This is a genomic window from Chryseobacterium sp. SIMBA_029 (genome assembly GCF_046535275.1).
Taxonomy (GTDB): Bacteria; Bacteroidota; Bacteroidia; order Flavobacteriales; family Weeksellaceae; genus Chryseobacterium.
Genome location: NZ_JAWRXA010000001.1, coordinates 538,216 through 555,400 on the forward strand (window position 1 = coordinate 538,216; position 17,185 = coordinate 555,400).

13 protein-coding genes are annotated in these 17,185 nt (G+C 38.3%); 2 read left to right on the forward strand and 11 right to left on the reverse strand.

Annotated elements, in window-relative coordinates; all coding sequences use genetic code 11:
- Positions 1 to 26 precede the first annotated feature (26 nt).
- The gene (locus SB679_RS02590; protein WP_410700675.1) at positions 27 to 3,359 is read left to right on the forward strand and encodes a DEAD/DEAH box helicase; all 3,333 of its coding nucleotides are present in this window, start codon (positions 27 to 29) and stop codon (positions 3,357 to 3,359) included.
- A 49-nt stretch (positions 3,360 to 3,408) separates the two neighbouring features.
- Here the strand turns inward: SB679_RS02590 and SB679_RS02595 are convergent, their stop codons facing one another.
- The 10 genes from SB679_RS02595 to SB679_RS02640 all read right to left on the reverse strand — a co-directional run bounded on the left by SB679_RS02595 (position 3,409) and on the right by SB679_RS02640 (position 13,135).
- Positions 3,409 to 4,239: a GLPGLI family protein gene (locus SB679_RS02595; RefSeq protein WP_410700676.1), complete on the reverse strand. Its 831-nt coding sequence runs from the start codon at positions 4,237 to 4,239 to the stop codon at positions 3,409 to 3,411.
- A gap of 4 nt (positions 4,240 to 4,243) precedes the next feature.
- Positions 4,244 to 5,416, reverse strand: a complete 1,173-nt coding sequence (locus tag SB679_RS02600) for a carboxypeptidase-like regulatory domain-containing protein (RefSeq protein ID WP_410700677.1) — start codon at positions 5,414 to 5,416, stop codon at positions 4,244 to 4,246.
- Between the two features lie 273 nt (positions 5,417 to 5,689).
- Positions 5,690 to 6,988 carry a GEVED domain-containing protein gene (locus SB679_RS02605; RefSeq protein WP_410700678.1) on the reverse strand — a complete coding sequence of 433 codons (1,299 nt, stop codon included), beginning with the start codon at positions 6,986 to 6,988 and terminating at the stop codon, positions 5,690 to 5,692.
- Positions 6,989 to 7,351: 363 nt separating this feature from the next.
- Positions 7,352 to 7,744 carry a VOC family protein gene (locus tag SB679_RS02610; RefSeq protein ID WP_410700679.1) on the reverse strand — a complete coding sequence of 131 codons (393 nt, stop codon included), beginning with the start codon at positions 7,742 to 7,744 and terminating at the stop codon, positions 7,352 to 7,354.
- A gap of 101 nt (positions 7,745 to 7,845) precedes the next feature.
- The gene (gene lpdA / locus SB679_RS02615) at positions 7,846 to 9,249 is read right to left on the reverse strand and encodes a dihydrolipoyl dehydrogenase (RefSeq protein WP_410700680.1); all 1,404 of its coding nucleotides are present in this window, start codon (positions 9,247 to 9,249) and stop codon (positions 7,846 to 7,848) included.
- 20 nt (positions 9,250 to 9,269) lie between these two features.
- Positions 9,270 to 10,448, reverse strand: coding sequence for an acetyl-CoA C-acyltransferase (locus SB679_RS02620; protein WP_410700681.1), 1,179 nt, complete (start codon positions 10,446 to 10,448; stop codon positions 9,270 to 9,272).
- A 186-nt stretch (positions 10,449 to 10,634) separates the two neighbouring features.
- Complete coding sequence (locus tag SB679_RS02625; protein ID WP_410700786.1) at positions 10,635 to 11,081, reverse strand: endonuclease V; 447 nt, start codon at positions 11,079 to 11,081, stop codon at positions 10,635 to 10,637.
- Positions 11,082 to 11,141: 60 nt separating this feature from the next.
- Positions 11,142 to 11,510, reverse strand: a complete 369-nt coding sequence (locus SB679_RS02630; RefSeq protein ID WP_410700682.1) for a glyoxalase — start codon at positions 11,508 to 11,510, stop codon at positions 11,142 to 11,144.
- Complete coding sequence (locus SB679_RS02635) at positions 11,507 to 11,950, reverse strand: GNAT family N-acetyltransferase (RefSeq protein ID WP_410700683.1); 444 nt, start codon at positions 11,948 to 11,950, stop codon at positions 11,507 to 11,509. The genes SB679_RS02630 and SB679_RS02635 overlap by 4 nt, the downstream gene beginning before the upstream one ends.
- Before the next feature lie 141 nt (positions 11,951 to 12,091).
- Positions 12,092 to 13,135 carry a M28 family metallopeptidase gene (locus SB679_RS02640; RefSeq protein WP_410700684.1) on the reverse strand — a complete coding sequence of 348 codons (1,044 nt, stop codon included), beginning with the start codon at positions 13,133 to 13,135 and terminating at the stop codon, positions 12,092 to 12,094.
- Positions 13,136 to 13,223: 88 nt separating this feature from the next.
- Between SB679_RS02640 and SB679_RS02645 the strand changes: the two genes are divergently transcribed.
- The gene (locus SB679_RS02645; RefSeq protein WP_410700685.1) at positions 13,224 to 14,363 is read left to right on the forward strand and encodes an aminotransferase class I/II-fold pyridoxal phosphate-dependent enzyme; all 1,140 of its coding nucleotides are present in this window, start codon (positions 13,224 to 13,226) and stop codon (positions 14,361 to 14,363) included.
- 66 nt (positions 14,364 to 14,429) lie between these two features.
- Here the strand turns inward: SB679_RS02645 and SB679_RS02650 are convergent, their stop codons facing one another.
- Entirely contained in the window at positions 14,430 to 17,156 is a 2,727-nt protein-coding gene (locus tag SB679_RS02650; RefSeq protein WP_410700686.1) for a sodium-translocating pyrophosphatase, read from the reverse strand.
- Between the last annotated feature and the right edge of the window lie 29 nt (positions 17,157 to 17,185).

The following is a 17,185-nucleotide window of genomic DNA, read 5'->3' on the forward strand; positions in this document are numbered from 1 at the left end:
TTGTAAGTTTGCCTCCTATCAATTTTATGGCTGAGTACATCCTTGACAATATTTCTATCACTACTCTTTCGGTATATGATCTCCTGAAGCATACCGCTAACGGTGCGTTTATGGAAAACAGGGATTTTCATACCATCTATCCTATTGCTATAGAAAATAATGCAGGTGTTTTTACTAAAAAAACAGATCTGCTGACGTTTCCAGAAGTTTCAGTTAATCAGATTGGTCATTCATTGGTTTGTGCATGTTCGTGTGATAATACTGAACATAAATTATGCAGCCATCAGGCTGAAATCCTTCATTCTATCATAGAGTATAAAAATTTCAGGATTTTTTTTGATCCTCTTTTACGCAAACAGTTTCTTACTGCTCACGCTAAAAGTTATGGATTAGAAAATGAACCGGATCTGGATGCTTATTTTGAACTTGAATATGAAGATGGAAAGCTCAGGGTAAAATCCAAAATCAAAGAACTGTTTCCGATCGATTCACAATCTCTTCAGCGGGAGCTGCTACCTCAGCGGACTTCTATTTTCAAAGAATTGAATGTCCGGAATACAGATAAAAAACAAATCCTGGTCATTGGCAGGCACCGATATTACAACCATCTGATGTTTTTTCTGATGGAAGCCCCTGTAACGCAAAACGGGAAAATTAAAAACCCTGTGAATCCGGTTGATGCCATGCATTTGATCTGGAAGACAGACCAACCCCTGGAAATCAAATTCTACACAGGTATTGTGGCTTTTCAGAATAAATACACTGAAGATCACAATGAAGCAGAACTGGAAGCTTTACAACTGATTGTCCGTAACCCGCTGGACCTTGACGTCTATTATCATGACCGGGAAATTGCAGAAACAATGGCTGCCAAATCCCTGATTCCTGTAAAATTGACAACCTTAAATGCTGAAATACAGCTTCACGTTTTCAAAAAAAATCCTTTTTATGAAATTACGGGAGAGCTCTTATTTAGTGATACTTCATTACCTTTTAAAAATGTAGTGATCCGAAATGATTATTTTGTTTTCAGCCGCGACACCTACCATTTTGTAGATAATCCGGACGTGCTCCGAGTCATTAAATTCTTTAAAGCTAATAATGAAATTCTGCTCGTTCATTCTTCAAAATATGAAGAACTGATGCAGAATATCCTTTCTTCTTTAGAATCCATTATCCAAATCAATTACAGCTACATACAGCCGGCAACACCGGTACAGCTTGAAGAGAAAAATTATCAGATAGAAAGGATCATCTATCTTCGCCAGCAGGAAAATTTTGTTTCCATCACTCCAGTGATGAAATATGGCGAAGCCGAAATCCCAGTATATTCCAGAAAACAGCTTTTTGATACCGATCAGAATGGGAATCTGTTTAAAGTAGAGCGTAACGACAGCCTGGAATCTCTTTTCACGTCTATCATTATGAGACAGCATCCGGATTTTAAGGATCAGATGGATGGACATGAATATTTTTATCTTCATAAAAATAAATTCCTGGATGAAGACTGGTTCCTCGATGCTTTTGAAGTCTGGCAGAATGAAGGGTTAACAATACTCGGCTTTAACGAATTAAAAAACAATACCATCAACCCCAACCGGGCTAAGATCAATATTCAGATCACCAGCGGTATCGATTGGTTTAATGCAAAACTGAAAGTAGGTTTTGGAAAGAAAGAAGCAGCCTTAAAACAGCTTTATAAAGCCATCCGGAATAAAAGTAAATTTGTTCAGCTGGATGATGGCACCCAAGGGATTCTGCCTGATGAATGGATTCATAAAATAGCGGCTTATTTCCAGGCCGGAGAAATTGACGGGGAGCTGCTAAAGATCCCAAAAACCAATTTCAGTGAAGTTTCAACACTGTTTGAAAAAGAGGTGCAAAGTCAGGAAGTACAAACAGAGATAGCAGCGTATACGGATCAATTTTTATCTCTGAAAAACATTCCTGCGGTACTTATTCCCGCCGGATTGAATGCCAAACTTAGGGATTATCAGCATGATGGGCTCAACTGGCTCAACTTTCTGGATGGGTTCAATTTCGGAGGCTGTCTTGCCGATGACATGGGATTAGGAAAAACCCTGCAGATCATTGCTTTTATTCTTTCGCAAAGAGAAAAGAGAGGCCATACCACCAACCTGATTGTCGTTCCTACTTCCCTGCTTTTTAACTGGCAGGAAGAGATCATTAAATTTGCTCCTTCTATAAAAGTACTGTTATATTACGGAGCAGAAAGAGAGAAAACAGCAGCGGGTATGGAACAGTATGAAGTTGTACTTACCAGCTACGGTATGCTTCTTTCCGATATCCGGATTTTTAAAACATTTCATTTCAATTATACTTTTCTTGATGAATCTCAAACGATTAAAAATCCCAATTCAGAAAGATATAAAGCAGCCCGTCTTTTACAGTCCCGGAACAGGATCGTACTCACCGGAACTCCTGTAGAGAACAGCACTTTTGATCTTTACAGCCAGCTTTCTTTTGCCTGCCCCGGATTATTGGGAAGTAAGCAGTATTTTAAAGATACCTATGCTATTCCCATTGATAAATTTGAATATACCAAACGGGCTGTCGAGTTGCAGCAGAAAATACAGCCTTTCATTCTCCGCAGAACAAAAAAGCAGGTTGCCAAAGAGCTTCCCGAAAAAACGGAAATGGTAATTTACTGCGAAATGGATGCTGTACAGCGAAAGATATACGATGCCTACGAAAAAGAACTCCGGGAATTCATCTCCGCAGCCGATGAGGATGAAGTGAATAAAAGCAGCATGCATGTTTTGACCGGGCTTACCAAGCTCCGCCAGATCTGCAACTCTCCGGTATTGCTTAAAGAAGGACACTCGGCAGAGCATTCCGCTAAGATTAATGTATTAGTAGAGCAGATATATAATAAATCCAAAGAACATAAGATCCTTATATTTTCACAATTTGTAGGGATGCTTGATCTGATAAAAGCGGAACTGGAAACCAGAGACATTCCATTTGAATATCTCACAGGACAGACTAAGGACAGAGGATCGAAAGTAAAGAATTTCCAGACAGATGAAAACATCCGTGTATTTTTGATCAGCCTGAAAGCCGGCGGTATTGGTCTCAACCTAACAGAAGCTGATTATATCTATCTGGTAGATCCCTGGTGGAACCCCGCTGTAGAAAACCAGGCTATAGACCGAAGTTATCGTATAGGACAGACGAAAAATGTTATTGCTGTCCGTTTGATCTGCTCTAATACAGTCGAAGAAAAAATACTGAATCTCCAGAAAAAGAAAAATAAACTGGCTCAGGATCTGCTTTCTACAGACCAGTCCAAGCTGAAAGGATTTTCCAGGCACGATCTGCTGGAAATTTTGGAATAAATATAGCAAAAAGGCATTTCTCTGTTGAAATGCCTTTTATTATTGAGTCTTAAGGATACGCAATCTTTCGGTCCAGGTTGATCGGATTATTATATTTTTTGATTGCTTGTTTCATTCTTTCATTGATTTCCCGCATATTGGTAGGATTCACTTTTGTTCCGTCATTCAGGAAAAACTGTCCGTCTGTATTGGATGATCCCATTCCGCTTTTGATGAAATTTACCGGTGATTCATAAAAGGTAAGTTTCGTACTTTTGTATTTGTCCCAGGTTACAGGAACGCTCATCTGTCTGGCCATCACAATAAACTGGTTATTGGGTGCTTTTTCCAGTTTTACAGATTTTACCAGTTCAAATTTGTAATTCTTTTTATCATCATACAATTCTATGATCAATCCCGGAAGCCCGTGAAATACATAGGGTCCTTCCTGAAAAGGGATTTCTTTCGCAAACCAGGCTGTCCAGTTTCTTCCTCCAAAGGTTGTGGTTGCTTTTTGAAGGGTTAGGTCTTTCACTTTTTTACTTTCATTCTCCAGGTTCCACTGTTGAGATTCCTGGGTCTGAAGCTTAAGGACTGTATTTTCCATCAGATCATATTCTTCATAGTTGTCATCTCCTGTTTTATGATAGACGATGGTGGACGTATTTAGTTTTACTCCCTTTGGAAATGGAATATTATTATTGATCAGAGAGTCTGCCACAAAGAAATCTCTCTGATAATAGGTTGCACTTTTTGAATCAATATCCAAATGGAAATTTTCTTTGGTCAGCAGATCGGTACCTGCATCTTTTTTGTATACTAAATCATAAATAAAACGCTGGGTCTGTGCTTTTGCCCAAAAACTAATGCCTGCGATGGCAATAAGTACTATTTTTCTCATATATTTAATTTTCATTTATAAATTCCTGTTCTTCTTTGGAAAGCAATATCTTCGTTTCTTTTTGTTCATGATTCGGTATATTCTCCCACATATTTTTGTTGAAATCAATCCTGTTTTTTAATCCGTCTTCCTGAGCTTCATGAAATGTCTGAAAAATGATGTCCCGTTCGTAAATTCCTGTATGAGCGATACCTTTATGGGTAACAAAAGAATCGCTTTTCACACTTGCTCTTGAAGGAATGTATTTTTTATCTTTTTTATAAAAATCAAGTGACATAGTCCCATTCCCGGGCTGAAACTCTGCCATTTCTCCATTCCTGAGTTTCCCTTCATAAGGTTTAAAACCACTTTGATCATATACTATTTCCAGATGGGAGATTACTTTATCATTTGTGTTATACAGCAGCTTACCGGAAATTTTGACCAAAGATTTTGTTGTGATATTAAATACCATCGTCTGCTCTCCTCCCGTATCATCCACAATTTTTCCTGAATATTTTGTTCCCTTCAAATCGATATGCTGTACCAGTCTCCTAAGCGTGTAATTCATAAACATAAATCCCGCATGGTCAGTAGATCTTTCTTGTTTCTGAAGAAATACGGAATCCTGGGACTTAGCAGCTTTATAATATTTAATATTATTCAGGTCTACCTGGAAAAAGGCATCATTATCATGATTGATACTATTTTTATAATTGTAGGCATTAGAAACCGACCAGAATTTGGCATCAGCGATTAAAAGCAGCTGAAGTGTTCCGTCGTAAATGCTTTTCTCTTTATAAATGATATCATACAGTGAAGGTTTGGAATAATATCTTTTGCTGTAATGGCGCAGTACATCAGTAAAAATCTCTCTTATATCGACCACGGTAATCTTTACCTCGTCAATATTTTTGTACAACGGGCTTAATGAGATTGTGGAAGTAATTGATTTTAGAGTTTCTGTTTTATAACCCGATTTTGAGATTTCAATGGGACCTGCATTTTCTGGGACTAAAACGATTCCATCATCATTGGTATATACCACTTCATTAGAAAGGATTACCCTGGCATTGGCAATAGGTTTTCCACCTTGGAGATCGGTAATTTTTATTTTTTTCAAAGTCTGGGAAAAGAAGATCCCCGACAATAATACAAAGCAGAATGCACAGTACTTTGTATAAAGCTGTTTAATCATAAGTTTCTATTGGTATTAGAATTTTTTGTAAAATAAATCCATTTTATCAAGAGTATGAGAATTAAATTTGATAAAATTTTATTAATTTTTGAAGGGAAATTGTTAAGATTTAAAACAAGACTTTAACAATTTAAATCAATAGTAAGATTTTAGTTAAAAGTCTCTTAAATACAGCAATTGAGGGCAGATATAATTTCAAAAAAAACCGGCAGATATGACCTGCCGGTTAGAAAAAAACAAAAATTGATATGGATATGATTAGATATGTGTTCTTTATTCTTTAATGATTTTTTCAGTGATGATTTTCTTGTCTTTCATTTGGATTTTGATCAGATAAGTTCCCGGTACCAGTTTTTCCAAAGTAAATGAATGGGTATTTCCTTCCATTACCTTCTGTCCTGACATGCTGTATACTTCATACTTTTCCAGACGATCTGTGTTTTGAATCGTTACCAATCCGGTAGTTGGATTAGGATATATTTTGATGGATGTATCTTTTGAAATCTCCCTCGTTGCAAGGTTAGATGCCTGAACATTCAATGTATAATCTTCCACCTGCCCGATAAACCATCCTGACGGACATGATAGATTTTCCAGAGTTCCCATCCATGAACTAGACTCGTATGCTTTTACAATTCTAAAACGCGTTTGTCCCAATAGAGCATCAGCAGGAATCTGGATAGTACCTGTAGTAATTCCTGACTGTGCATGAGAAACAGGGTTAGAATTATCTAAATAGCCTAGATTGAATTTTTCATTATCATCAAAAATATGGTTATGATTGAAATCTATATAAGCATAGGCTGAAACACTAGCCTGTCCCTGAGTACCTCCTGTTACAGAAATGGGATACGAAATTCCTCTGGTTACATCAAAGACTGTATTGGTAAAGTCCTCAATGGTTGTGGATGATCCGTCAATATTGCTGTCGTTGGTCATACCTGCAAACTCTACTTTGCTTATTTCACTTACCGTAAGGGTTGTAATATTCTCATCTCCGCAATAAGGTGAAGGAAAACCGGCTGTAGTAGATTGGATCATCACTGTATAATCTTCCGTCTGGCCTGCTCTTAAAGCAGTATCGCATGCTGTACTGATTGAATTGGGTGCAGCAGGGTTTGAGTAGGCTACGGTATTTGTATTTTTAAGGACACGCATTCTTGTAGCTCCGGCTACAGCATTGGCAGGAACGGTGATAATAGTGGAAACGGTAGATGCATTGGCAGGATTTGCAGCAGTTAAACGTCCAATATAAAAGCTTTCTCCCGCATCATCAAAATTTCCGTTCTGATTGAAATCAATAAAGACAACGACATCACTTGGAAAAGTACTGGAAGGACCTTTCACTGAGATTGCATAACTTCCCCCTACCTGAATATCGGTAGACATCGTCGTGAAATTTTCATAAACAAGAGCATTTCCAGCCTGAAAGGGAGATGTATTGTTGATGTTCCCGAAGGTAACATTCGTGATCATGTTACTGTCGCTTCCATACTGAAAAACCGGTAAGCAGTATTGTGCATTGAACAACGCAGTAACAGCAACCGCAAAAAGGATAGAAATCTTTTTCATTTATTCTTTATTTTTATTGAGACAAATTTATATTTATTTAGACTTAATAAAAATAACAAACCTGATGACATTTATCAGTTTATGGGGATTTCCCGATAATCCTAAAATTTGGTTAACCTAGTATCTACCAGAAGTCACAGAATATCAGCGTATTTTCATGGTCATGATGATAAACAATTATCTTCTGTTCTTTTTTTAAATCCAGACTATTTTTGTGGTATTCATCAAATTCAAAAGATTTCATCATGATTCTACTGGATAATGAATACATCACTACCCTTCTATTTTACTAAAAAGCATTCAACTTTTCAAAATAATAAATACATTTTACATGAAATACGTACCTACAATTCATGTACAGTATTACTTAATTTCGGTGCAAATTTCCACTAAATAATGATCCACATCTCTGATGTAAGCAACTTTCTGTCCCCAAGGTTTTACACTAATTTCTTCGTACAGCGATGCCCCATTGGCAATAGAAGTCTGAACTAGCGATTCTACATCGTCCGTTATAAAGCCCAACTCTATCCCGAAAGGTTTCTGCTGGCCCTCTGATTGTAAAAAACCTTCTTTTATATTGAATGAAGCAAGTTCCAGTGAGGCAAAAGACAGAGACGTTTCTCCTGTCGTCAGTTCTCCATAATCTTTTTCGGGTGTGATGAACTTAATTTCAAAGTTGAAAGTGTCTTTATAAAAATTCATTGATTTTTCTACATCTGCTACATAGAGAATGACATATTTAAATTTGATCATGCTTTAATTTTTAGGTTGAATAATATCTTTTTCCATTTTTTGAATAAGCTCATGAATAAAGGAAAAGCCTAAGATAACAAAAACGGTTAAAATAACCGTTTTTAAATATTAATGGATGGAAGCCCGGAAGCAATAGTATAGGATTCTTTAAGGACTTCTGCATAGGTAGGATGTGCATAAGATATTCTGGCCATATCCTCAACAGTGACTTCATACTCCAGACCTACGACCGCCTGGGCAATAAGGTCTGCGGCCCTCGCCCCGATAATATGTACTCCCAGTAATTCGCCATATTTCGGATCTGCGAGCACTTTAACAAAGCCTTCGGTATCCATTCCGGCTCTTGCCCTTGCATTCGCTGAAAAAGGAAATTTCCCAATGGTGTATTCGAGTCCTTTCTGCTTCAATTCTTCTTCTGTAGCCCCAACCGATGATACTTCCGGCCATGTATATACTACCGATGGAATTCTGTCATAGTGAATATGGTGTTTCTGACCATTTATTCTTTCTACCACAAATACTCCTTCCTTTTCTGCCTTATGAGCCAGCATTGCCCCTCCTATGACATCACCAATGGCATAGATCCCCGGAACTGAGGTCTGAAGATTTTCATTGACCACAATGGTACCTTTAGTACTTAGTTGTACATTGGTATTTTCAAGACCAAGATTTTCAGTATACGGTTTTCGCCCTACAGCAACCAGAATATAGTCTGCTTCCATCTCCTGTTCTTTTCCTTGCTGATCTTTAAACCAGACTTTAGCTGTATTGCCCAGGTTTTCTGCTTTGTAGACAGATTGTTGAAGACACACATCAATTCCTTCTTTGCTCATTATTTTTTTAAGCGATTTTCCCAGATCACAGTCCATAGTTGCGATCAGGTTATCCGTATATTCAAGGATGGTCACTTTTGTTCCTATTCTGTTGAAAATAGACGCCATTTCCACTCCTATTACTCCCCCGCCAACAATCACTAATGATTTGGGCTGTTCTTTAAGCGATAAGGCTTCTGTTGAGGTGATAATTCTTTTTTTATCGATCACAACACCGGGAATGGTAGCAGGTTTTGAGCCGGTTGCGATAATATACTGATCCGCTTTAATCGTCATCACCGATCCATCTTCATCGGTTACCCTAAGAATTGAATGATCAGCAAAAGAAGCGGTTCCCTGCAGATGGGTTATGTTGTTCTTTTTCATCAGGAAGTCGAGTCCCTGCGTATTCTTTAGCACCACTTCTGTTTTTCTTTTATAGAGCTGATCGAAATTCAGTTGTACAGATCCTACATCAATCCCATGAGCCCCGAATTTATGGAGTGCGTCGTGATAATGATGAGTGCTGTCCAAAAGGGCTTTGGTAGGAATGCAACCTACATTGGTACAGGTGCCGCCCAGGGTGTTGTATTTTTCAATAATTACGGTTTTATATCCCAGCTGTGCACTTCTTATAGCGGCAACATATCCGCCTGGACCTGAGCCGATAACGGCTAAATCATATTGTTCCATTGTTTAAATCTTACTATTTTTTATACATTTATATTTTCGATAATGATAGCAGAAGCACCACCACCTCCATTGCAAATCGCTGCGATTCCGTATCTGCCTTTTTCCTGTTGTAATACACTTAACAGCGTTACTAGTATTCTTGCGCCTGAAGCTCCTATCGGATGTCCCATTGCCACTGCCCCGCCATAAATATTCACTTTTTCCAGATCGTATCCCAAAATCTGCTGGTTGGAGAGAATAACAGAAGAATACGCCTCATTAATTTCAAAATAATCAATATCACTGATCTTGAGGCCAGCCTGCTCCAATGCTTTGTTGATAGCAATAGCCGGAGAGGTGGTGAACCATTCAGGAGCTTGGGCTGCATCTGCGTAGGAAATGATTTTAGCTAAAGGTTGCAGCTGGTGTTTGCGAATCGCTTCTTCAGATGCCAGAATAATTGCTGCAGCTCCGTCGTTAAGGTTACTCGAATTGGCAGCTGTCAAAAAGCCGTCTTTTTCAAAAGCAGGTTTTAATTGGGATACTTTTCCAGGAATAAGCTTGTCGATATCTTCATCTTTATCAATAACTACTGTTCCTTTTTTCCCTTCTATTCGTATCGGGATGATTTCATTTATAAACTTATCATTAGCTGAAGCTTCCTGCGCCTTTTTGTAAGAAAACAAGGCATAATCATCTAATTCCTTTCTGGTATGACCATATTTCTTCACTCCCAGTTCAGCAGCACTTCCCATATGGAAATCATGATAAACATCCCATAAACCGTCTTTTATCAGTCCGTCTGTAAGAACGGTATCTCCAAGCTTTTTACCATTCCGGAGATGGGTATGATGAGGAACATTACTCATACTCTCCATGCCTCCTGTAACGACAATATGTTCCTGTCCCAGCTGGATCTGCTGCGCTCCCAACATTGCAGCTTTCATTCCTGAAGCACAAACCTTATTGATGGTGGTAGCATCTTTATCAACCGGAATTTTTGAAAAAATAGCAGCCTGCCTTGCCGGCGATTGTCCTATTCCGGCACTTAATACATTACCCATGTAAACGCTGTCAACATATTCAGGAGAAAGTGATAAGCTTTCATATGCACTCTGAATAGCAATTGCGCCAAGCTGTGTTGCGGTAAATTCTGACAGACTTCCCATAAATCCACCGATGGGAGTACGTTTTGCTGCAACAATAAATACGTCTTTCATATTCTATATGTTTTTATATACCGATCGGTATATTATTGTTTAAAAAATTTTATTCCCTTACTTTAATTTCCAAAAGTATTTCTGACAAAGATACTTAAAAAATACCAATCGGTATATTCATTACAATGAATTTTCTATATTTTTATTTTAATTAAAAATTGAAGGTTTTAAGTGAGATTGATGGACTTATGCTCTGCTTAGCTGATCCAGTTTCTTCAGTAGTGCCGGCATTCTGAAAGATCCATGCATCTGCTCTACTTTTAGGTGTATATCATCTACATCAGCGCCTTTAGCCGTAAGAAAAAGAGCTGTTTTACTTTCTCCGCGATATACACTCCTTCTTTGGGAATCCGGAGCATTAAATTCATTTTTAGCAATTCCTACGACAGGATATTTCTGATCAAGGGCTTCATACAAATAGCCTCCAAGTCCTGCTTTACCTTCATCATTAAGCGTCACATAACCATCTACAATAATAAGATCCCCATTTTTCAGAGGGATTTTCTGTAACAAACTTATGATGCACGGCAGTTCTCTTTTGTAAAAGGCACCGCTTTCATAGGCAGAAGTTATTGCTGTTTTTTCGGTAAAGATCTCAGATTCCTTTTCAGAAGTCCAGTCTTCGAATGCAATACAGACTGTATTGGCGTAATCTTAGTAATAATAGGTATCAAAAGCGTAAATCATCTTCAATTATCGGGTGTAAAATTCTCCAAAATGCCATAGAATCCCGGAGGGATCATGCACAAAGCATTCTTTTCCCCAATCCATTGTTCTCACAGGAACGAGCCTCACCTCTTTATATTTTTCAGTAAGGTGCAAAGATAGAAGTTCTTCCCAGCAGTCATCGGCACTGCTGACTTCGATAAAAATCATGGTATTATCAATCCAGTCTTTTGCATAATAATCCTGAAGATAAAACCCGATTTCCTGTTTTCTAAACAAGGACAGTTTAGGCTCAAGAATCACTTCTTCGAATCCTAAATCTTTATAAAAATTTCTGCTGATTTCAAAGTCTTTAGAGCCAATAAAGGGTCTGATTGATTTCATTGGTTGTTTCATGAATGTTTATTTTTCCAGTCATCAAAAGTCATTTCAAATTTGATCTCATTCTTTCCATGAGTTCCGATTTCTTTCCAGCCTGATTGTTTATAGAACATTTCCGCTCTTGTACCGGGAGAAGTTCCCAGCCATACCTTTTCTTTTGTTTGCTCAAAATACCAGTTGAGCATAACATCATGAAGTTTTCTTCCAATTCCCCGTTTTTCAAAATCCGGATGCAGGAAGAGCGCCCATATATTATTTTCTGCCAGATCTACAATGGAGAAGCCAACCACCTTATCATCAATTTCACATACCCAGCCTTTTCCTCTTTCAAACAAAAACTCTTCACAGTCTTTATCGGTCACAAGATTAGGGTCGGATAAGGTATTTTCTTTTACCGAATTTCTTACGAACTGGATGCCCGGAATATCTTCCGGTCTGGCTTCACGAATAATCATGATCTTTAATTAAAACTTTAGTAAAAACACATAACAATTTATTTTTAAAACTGTTATGTGCTTATTTTTATAATTACTTATAATTACAAAGATGCCAATTTCACTTCAAAAGTTTTACAGCATCTTTCTTTGAATTCAATATTATTGCTTTTTATCTACTACAATTCTCTCAGCTCTATTGGCAATTTCCCAGGCCGTTGCAAAGACAAGCTGTGCTCTTTTTTGCAGTAATGGATAATCAATTTTCTCTACATCATCTGTAGGTTTATGATAATCTTCATGAATTCCATCAAAGAAGAATGCTACCGGCACATTATTTTTAGCAAAATTATAGTGGTCAGATCTGTAATATAATCTGTCCGGATCGCTTGGATCGTCATATTTGTAATTCAGTTCCAGATTGTTAGTTCTCTTATTAGCCGCTTCATTGATGACTTTGAGCTGGGAACTCAGCATTTCAGATCCGATAACGTATACATATTGTTTTCCTCTGTTGGCGAGGTCATCACGTCCTATCATGTCAATATTCAAGTCCACTACAGTGTTGGCAAGCGGAAATACCGGGTTTTCCGTGTAGTATTCCGAGCCAAACAAGCCGTGTTCCTCTCCAGTTACATGCAGGAATAGAATGGATCTTTTTGGGCCGTTTCCGGCTTTTTTAGCACTTTGAAATGCTTTTGCAATTTCCATTACTGCTACCGTGCCACTTCCATCATCGTCCGCCCCGTTATATACCACCCCATTTTTAACACCTACATGGTCGTAATGAGCAGAAACAACCACAATTTCTTCCGGTTTTTCCGATCCTTCTATAAAGGCCAGAATATTTTCAGAATCCGGCAGGTTTCCACCACCTCTTTTTTTCATAAAATCTGCAGGAACCTTCTGATAGTAAGATCCAAGGAACTTTGGATAGGAAATTCCTAAGCTTTTATAATAGTTAATCATGTACTCTCCCGCTTTTTTCTGTCCCGGGCTTCCGGTATCTCTTCCTTCCATTTCATCAGAGGCGATTACGTATAAGTTTTTCTTTAGATCATCTGCTGTAATTGTTTTATATGCAGCCAGAAATGCTTTATCTCCTTTAGCTACAGAAGAAGATTTTGGGGCATTCTCAGATACTTTAGAGGTTCCGCAGCTTGCCAGCACAGCGATAAAAAATAGTGGAATGAGTAATTTTTTCATGCTTTAATAATTTGCCTAAAAATAACAATTTTTATTTAATCTTTACCGGATTGCATTTTTTCTTATATTTGATATAAATGCAAAATTGATGGAAAATATTTACGGATTTACCCATTACTCTTTTTTCACGGAGATGTCTGAGCTTGCGGTACAGCATAAGAGCTTTGACCTCTCTTTAGGCATTCCTGATTTTGATATTGATGAGCGGCTAAGAAGCTTTTTAAGGGAATCTGCAGACCTTAACTGCCATAATTATGAGCCTCTTGCGGGAAATCCTTTTCTCATTGAAAATATTATCAATTACAATCGAAAGCGAAAAAATCCGATACATATTACTCAAAATGAAGTAAGCATTGTTCCTTGTGCAACCTTTGCTTTACATACTGCCCTTAAATCTATTTTAAATCAACATGATGAGGTGATTATTATTCAGCCATCTTATTATACTTATGGACCATCCGTTGTACTAAATGGAGGAACTCCGGTATATTATGATCTTGATAATGATTTCGCCATTGACTGGGAAAAACTTCAAGAATGTCTTTCCGAAAAAACAAAGGCGATTATTGTGAATTCTCCCCAGAATCCAACAGGAAAAATATGGACTCAGACAGAATGGGAACAACTGTACGACATGATTAAAGACCAGGAAGTCTATGTAATTTCTGAAGAAATCTATGATACCTATTGCTATGACGGAGTTGAGCATTACAGCTCATTCCTGCATCCTGAGTTAAGGAAGAGAACATTCTGCATTTTTTCTTTCGGTAAAATGTTTCACACTACAGGCTGGAAAGTAAGCTACATGCTTGCTTCTGAAAACCTTACGGCACGATTCAGATGTCATCAGCAGTACATTTCTTACAGCGCTAATGCACCTGCTCAATATGCCATTGCAAAATATCTTGAAGTGTTCGATCCAACTGAAAGTCAGAAGATCATGGAACACAAGCGGAATATTTTCAATGAATTAATAAAAGACACGCCGCTACAGGTGGAAAAGAAAGCGGAAGGAAGTGTATTTCAAACAGTTAATTTCAGAAATGTTTCCAAAACAATGACCGACGTTGAATTTTCCAAATGGCTGACTATTGAAAAAAAGACAGCTTGTCTGCCCCTTTCCGCATTTTACAATTCACGACATAATTCTGATTATATCCGGTTTAGTTTTGCTAAAAAGGATGATGTGATTATTCAAGCTATGGAGCATTTGAAAAAGCATTTATAATTACTCTGTATAAAACAAAAGCACTGCGTTCTGCAGTGCTTTTTATATGTTTATTGTAATTGAGTTCTATAAAGAAAGAACCCTTACATCAATCCTTCTGTTTTCGGCTTTACATTCATCCGTGTCATTCGCCGGACACACCGGATATTGTGAACCATAGCCTTCTGCTTCTACTCTGTCTGAGGCAATTCCCATTTCCAACAGTTTCAGTTTAGCAGTTTGTGCTCTAAGATTGGATAGTTTCTGATTGGTTTCTTCGCTGCCTGTATTGTCAGTGTATCCGCCTAATTTTATTTTTAGATCCGGATAAGCATTTAAAATTTCCGCCAGGTTATTCAGTTGTATTTCCGAACCTGCTTTCAGATCACTTGATCCCGTTTCAAAGTACAGATTCTGAATGGTAAACCAATTATTGGAATCCAATAACGCCTGATCTTTTTTCTTCACAGCTTCATACATCTGATAAAGGTGACTTCCCTGACCTAAAGAAATTATCTTTCCGGAATTTAACTGTATTTCTTCAACAGTTCCTGTTTCATACACGAAATCTCCACTTTCATTCAGATGTCCTACCACTTCTTTTGAGCCTGAAATCTTTTTAAGTTCTGTACCTGAACCTACTGCAATAGTTTTACCCATCAGGCTTTCGATTTTAGCTTTTCTGTTGGCTTCAATTTTATCTTTATGTAAAACCGCCAGTGTAGGCGCAATAACCAGTGAAACAATAGACATAAGCTTAATCAGAATATTCATGGACGGCCCTGATGTATCTTTAAACGGATCTCCCACGGTATCTCCTGTCACGGAAGCTTTATGAGGTTCTGAACCTTTATAATAAGTCTGTCCGTTAATATTAACTCCTTTTTCAAAAGATTTTTTGGCATTATCCCAGGCGCCTCCTGCGTTATTCTGGAACATCCCCATTAACACTCCGGTTACTGTAGCTCCTGCTAAAAACCCTCCTAATACTTCAGGGCCAAAAATAAATCCCATCAGTAACGGTGAAATAATCGCAATAGCACCCGGCAACATCATTTTTCTAATGGATGCATCGGTAGAAATGGCTACACATTTTTCATATTCCGGTTCTGCTTTTCCTTCTAAAATCCCTGGAATCTCACGGAACTGTCTTCTTACTTCTTCTACCATCGCCATGGCAGCCTGTCCTACAGCGGTGATGGCTAATGATGAAAAGATAAATGGAATCATTCCTCCTACAAATAATCCTGCAAGGACATCAGCTCTGTAAATATCAATTCCGTCGATGCCTGCAATGCCCACGAAGGCTGCAAATAAGGCCAAAGCTGTTAAAGCTGCAGAAGCAATCGCAAAACCTTTCCCTGTGGCTGCAGTAGTGTTTCCTACAGCATCCAGAATGTCTGTTTTTTCGCGAACTTCTTTTGGCAGTTCACTCATTTCTGCAATTCCTCCCGCATTGTCTGCAATAGGTCCAAAAGCATCAATAGCAAGCTGCATTGCAGTGGTTGCCATCATTCCGGCAGCGGCAATCGCAACCCCATATAACCCGGCACATAAATAAGACCCGTAAATCCCTCCCGCTAACACAAGGATGGGAAGAAATGTAGATTCCATTCCTACAGAAAGTCCGCCAATAATATTGGTTGCATGGCCGGTGGAAGACTGTCTTACAATACTGGAAACAGGTCTTTTACCCATTGCCGTATAATATTCTGTGATGATGCTCATTAACGTTCCCACAAGCAAACCTACCATAATTGCTCCAAATACGCCCATTTTCGTGAATTCAAGCCCCCTGAGAATCATTTTATCGGGAAGAATATAATTTACAAGGAAATAAGAAGCTACTGCAGTAATGACAATGCTTCCCCAATTTCCCAGATTTAAAGCATTCTGAACGCTTGACGTTGATGGTCCTTCACTATCATTAATCCTTACAAATAAGGTTCCTATCATTGAAAAGATAATTCCTGTTCCGGCAATAAGCATCGGCAGAAGGATCGGTGCAAAGCCTCCGAAAGAATCTACAGAAATTGTTTCTCTTCCCAAAACCATTGTGGCAAGAACAGTGGCCACATAAGAACCGAATAAATCCGCTCCCATTCCTGCCACATCGCCTACGTTATCTCCCACGTTATCTGCAATGGTTGCAGGGTTTCGCGGATCATCTTCAGGAATTCCGGCTTCTACTTTTCCTACCAGATCGGCTCCTACATCTGCTGCTTTGGTGTAAATTCCGCCGCCTACCCTTGCAAAAAGAGCGATAGATTCAGCACCTAAGGAAAATCCGGTAAGGATTTCAATAGTCCTTTCCATTTCAAGGGAATCCACTGTAGCATTCGGGGCAAAAATCTGCTTAATCACCAAAAACAGGGTTCCCAATCCTAAAACAGCTAATCCGGCAACTCCCATTCCCATTACGGTTCCTCCGTTAAAAGAAACTTTTAATGCTTTGGCAAGGGAAGTTCGTGCTGCTTCTGCGGTTCTTACATTGGCCTTAGTGGCTATTTTCATTCCGATAAAACCAGCCAACGCGGAAAATATAGCGCCTACAATAAAAGCAATTCCTATGCTCCAGTGTGAATTAGCATTGCTCATTCCCATTATAATTAACAGAACGGCTACGATCACTACGAAATACGTCAAAATTTTGTACTCGGCTTTTAGAAAAGCCATAGCACCGTCAGCGATATGTCCGCTGATTACTTTCATTCTCTCGTTTCCGGCATTTTGCCTGCTTACCCATTTACTTTGAAAAAAAGTATACAGCAAAGCAACAACACCAAATATTGGAATTAAATAGAACAAACCCATAGTTTATTATTTTTATATTAATGAATTGT

Excerpts from the sequence above, each read along its gene's own strand:
- SB679_RS02645 (WP_410700685.1), top strand. The coding sequence starts at position 13,224 with ATGGAAAATATTTACGGATTTACCCATTACTCTTTTTTCACGGAGATG.
- SB679_RS02635 (WP_410700683.1), bottom strand. The coding sequence starts at position 11,950 with ATGATTATTCGTGAAGCCAGACCGGAAGATATTCCGGGCATCCAGTTC.
- SB679_RS02650 (WP_410700686.1), bottom strand. The coding sequence starts at position 17,156 with ATGGGTTTGTTCTATTTAATTCCAATATTTGGTGTTGTTGCTTTGCTG.
- SB679_RS02620 (WP_410700681.1), bottom strand. The coding sequence starts at position 10,448 with ATGAAAGACGTATTTATTGTTGCAGCAAAACGTACTCCCATCGGTGGA.
- SB679_RS02600 (WP_410700677.1), bottom strand. The coding sequence starts at position 5,416 with ATGATTAAACAGCTTTATACAAAGTACTGTGCATTCTGCTTTGTATTA.
- SB679_RS02605 (WP_410700678.1), bottom strand. The coding sequence starts at position 6,988 with ATGAAAAAGATTTCTATCCTTTTTGCGGTTGCTGTTACTGCGTTGTTC.
- SB679_RS02630 (WP_410700682.1), bottom strand. The coding sequence starts at position 11,510 with ATGAAACAACCAATGAAATCAATCAGACCCTTTATTGGCTCTAAAGAC.
- SB679_RS02595 (WP_410700676.1), bottom strand. The coding sequence starts at position 4,239 with ATGAGAAAAATAGTACTTATTGCCATCGCAGGCATTAGTTTTTGGGCA.
- SB679_RS02610 (WP_410700679.1), bottom strand. The coding sequence starts at position 7,744 with ATGATCAAATTTAAATATGTCATTCTCTATGTAGCAGATGTAGAAAAA.
- SB679_RS02640 (WP_410700684.1), bottom strand. The coding sequence starts at position 13,135 with ATGAAAAAATTACTCATTCCACTATTTTTTATCGCTGTGCTGGCAAGC.
- SB679_RS02590 (WP_410700675.1), top strand. The coding sequence starts at position 27 with ATGGCTGAGTACATCCTTGACAATATTTCTATCACTACTCTTTCGGTA.
- lpdA (WP_410700680.1), bottom strand. The coding sequence starts at position 9,249 with ATGGAACAATATGATTTAGCCGTTATCGGCTCAGGTCCAGGCGGATAT.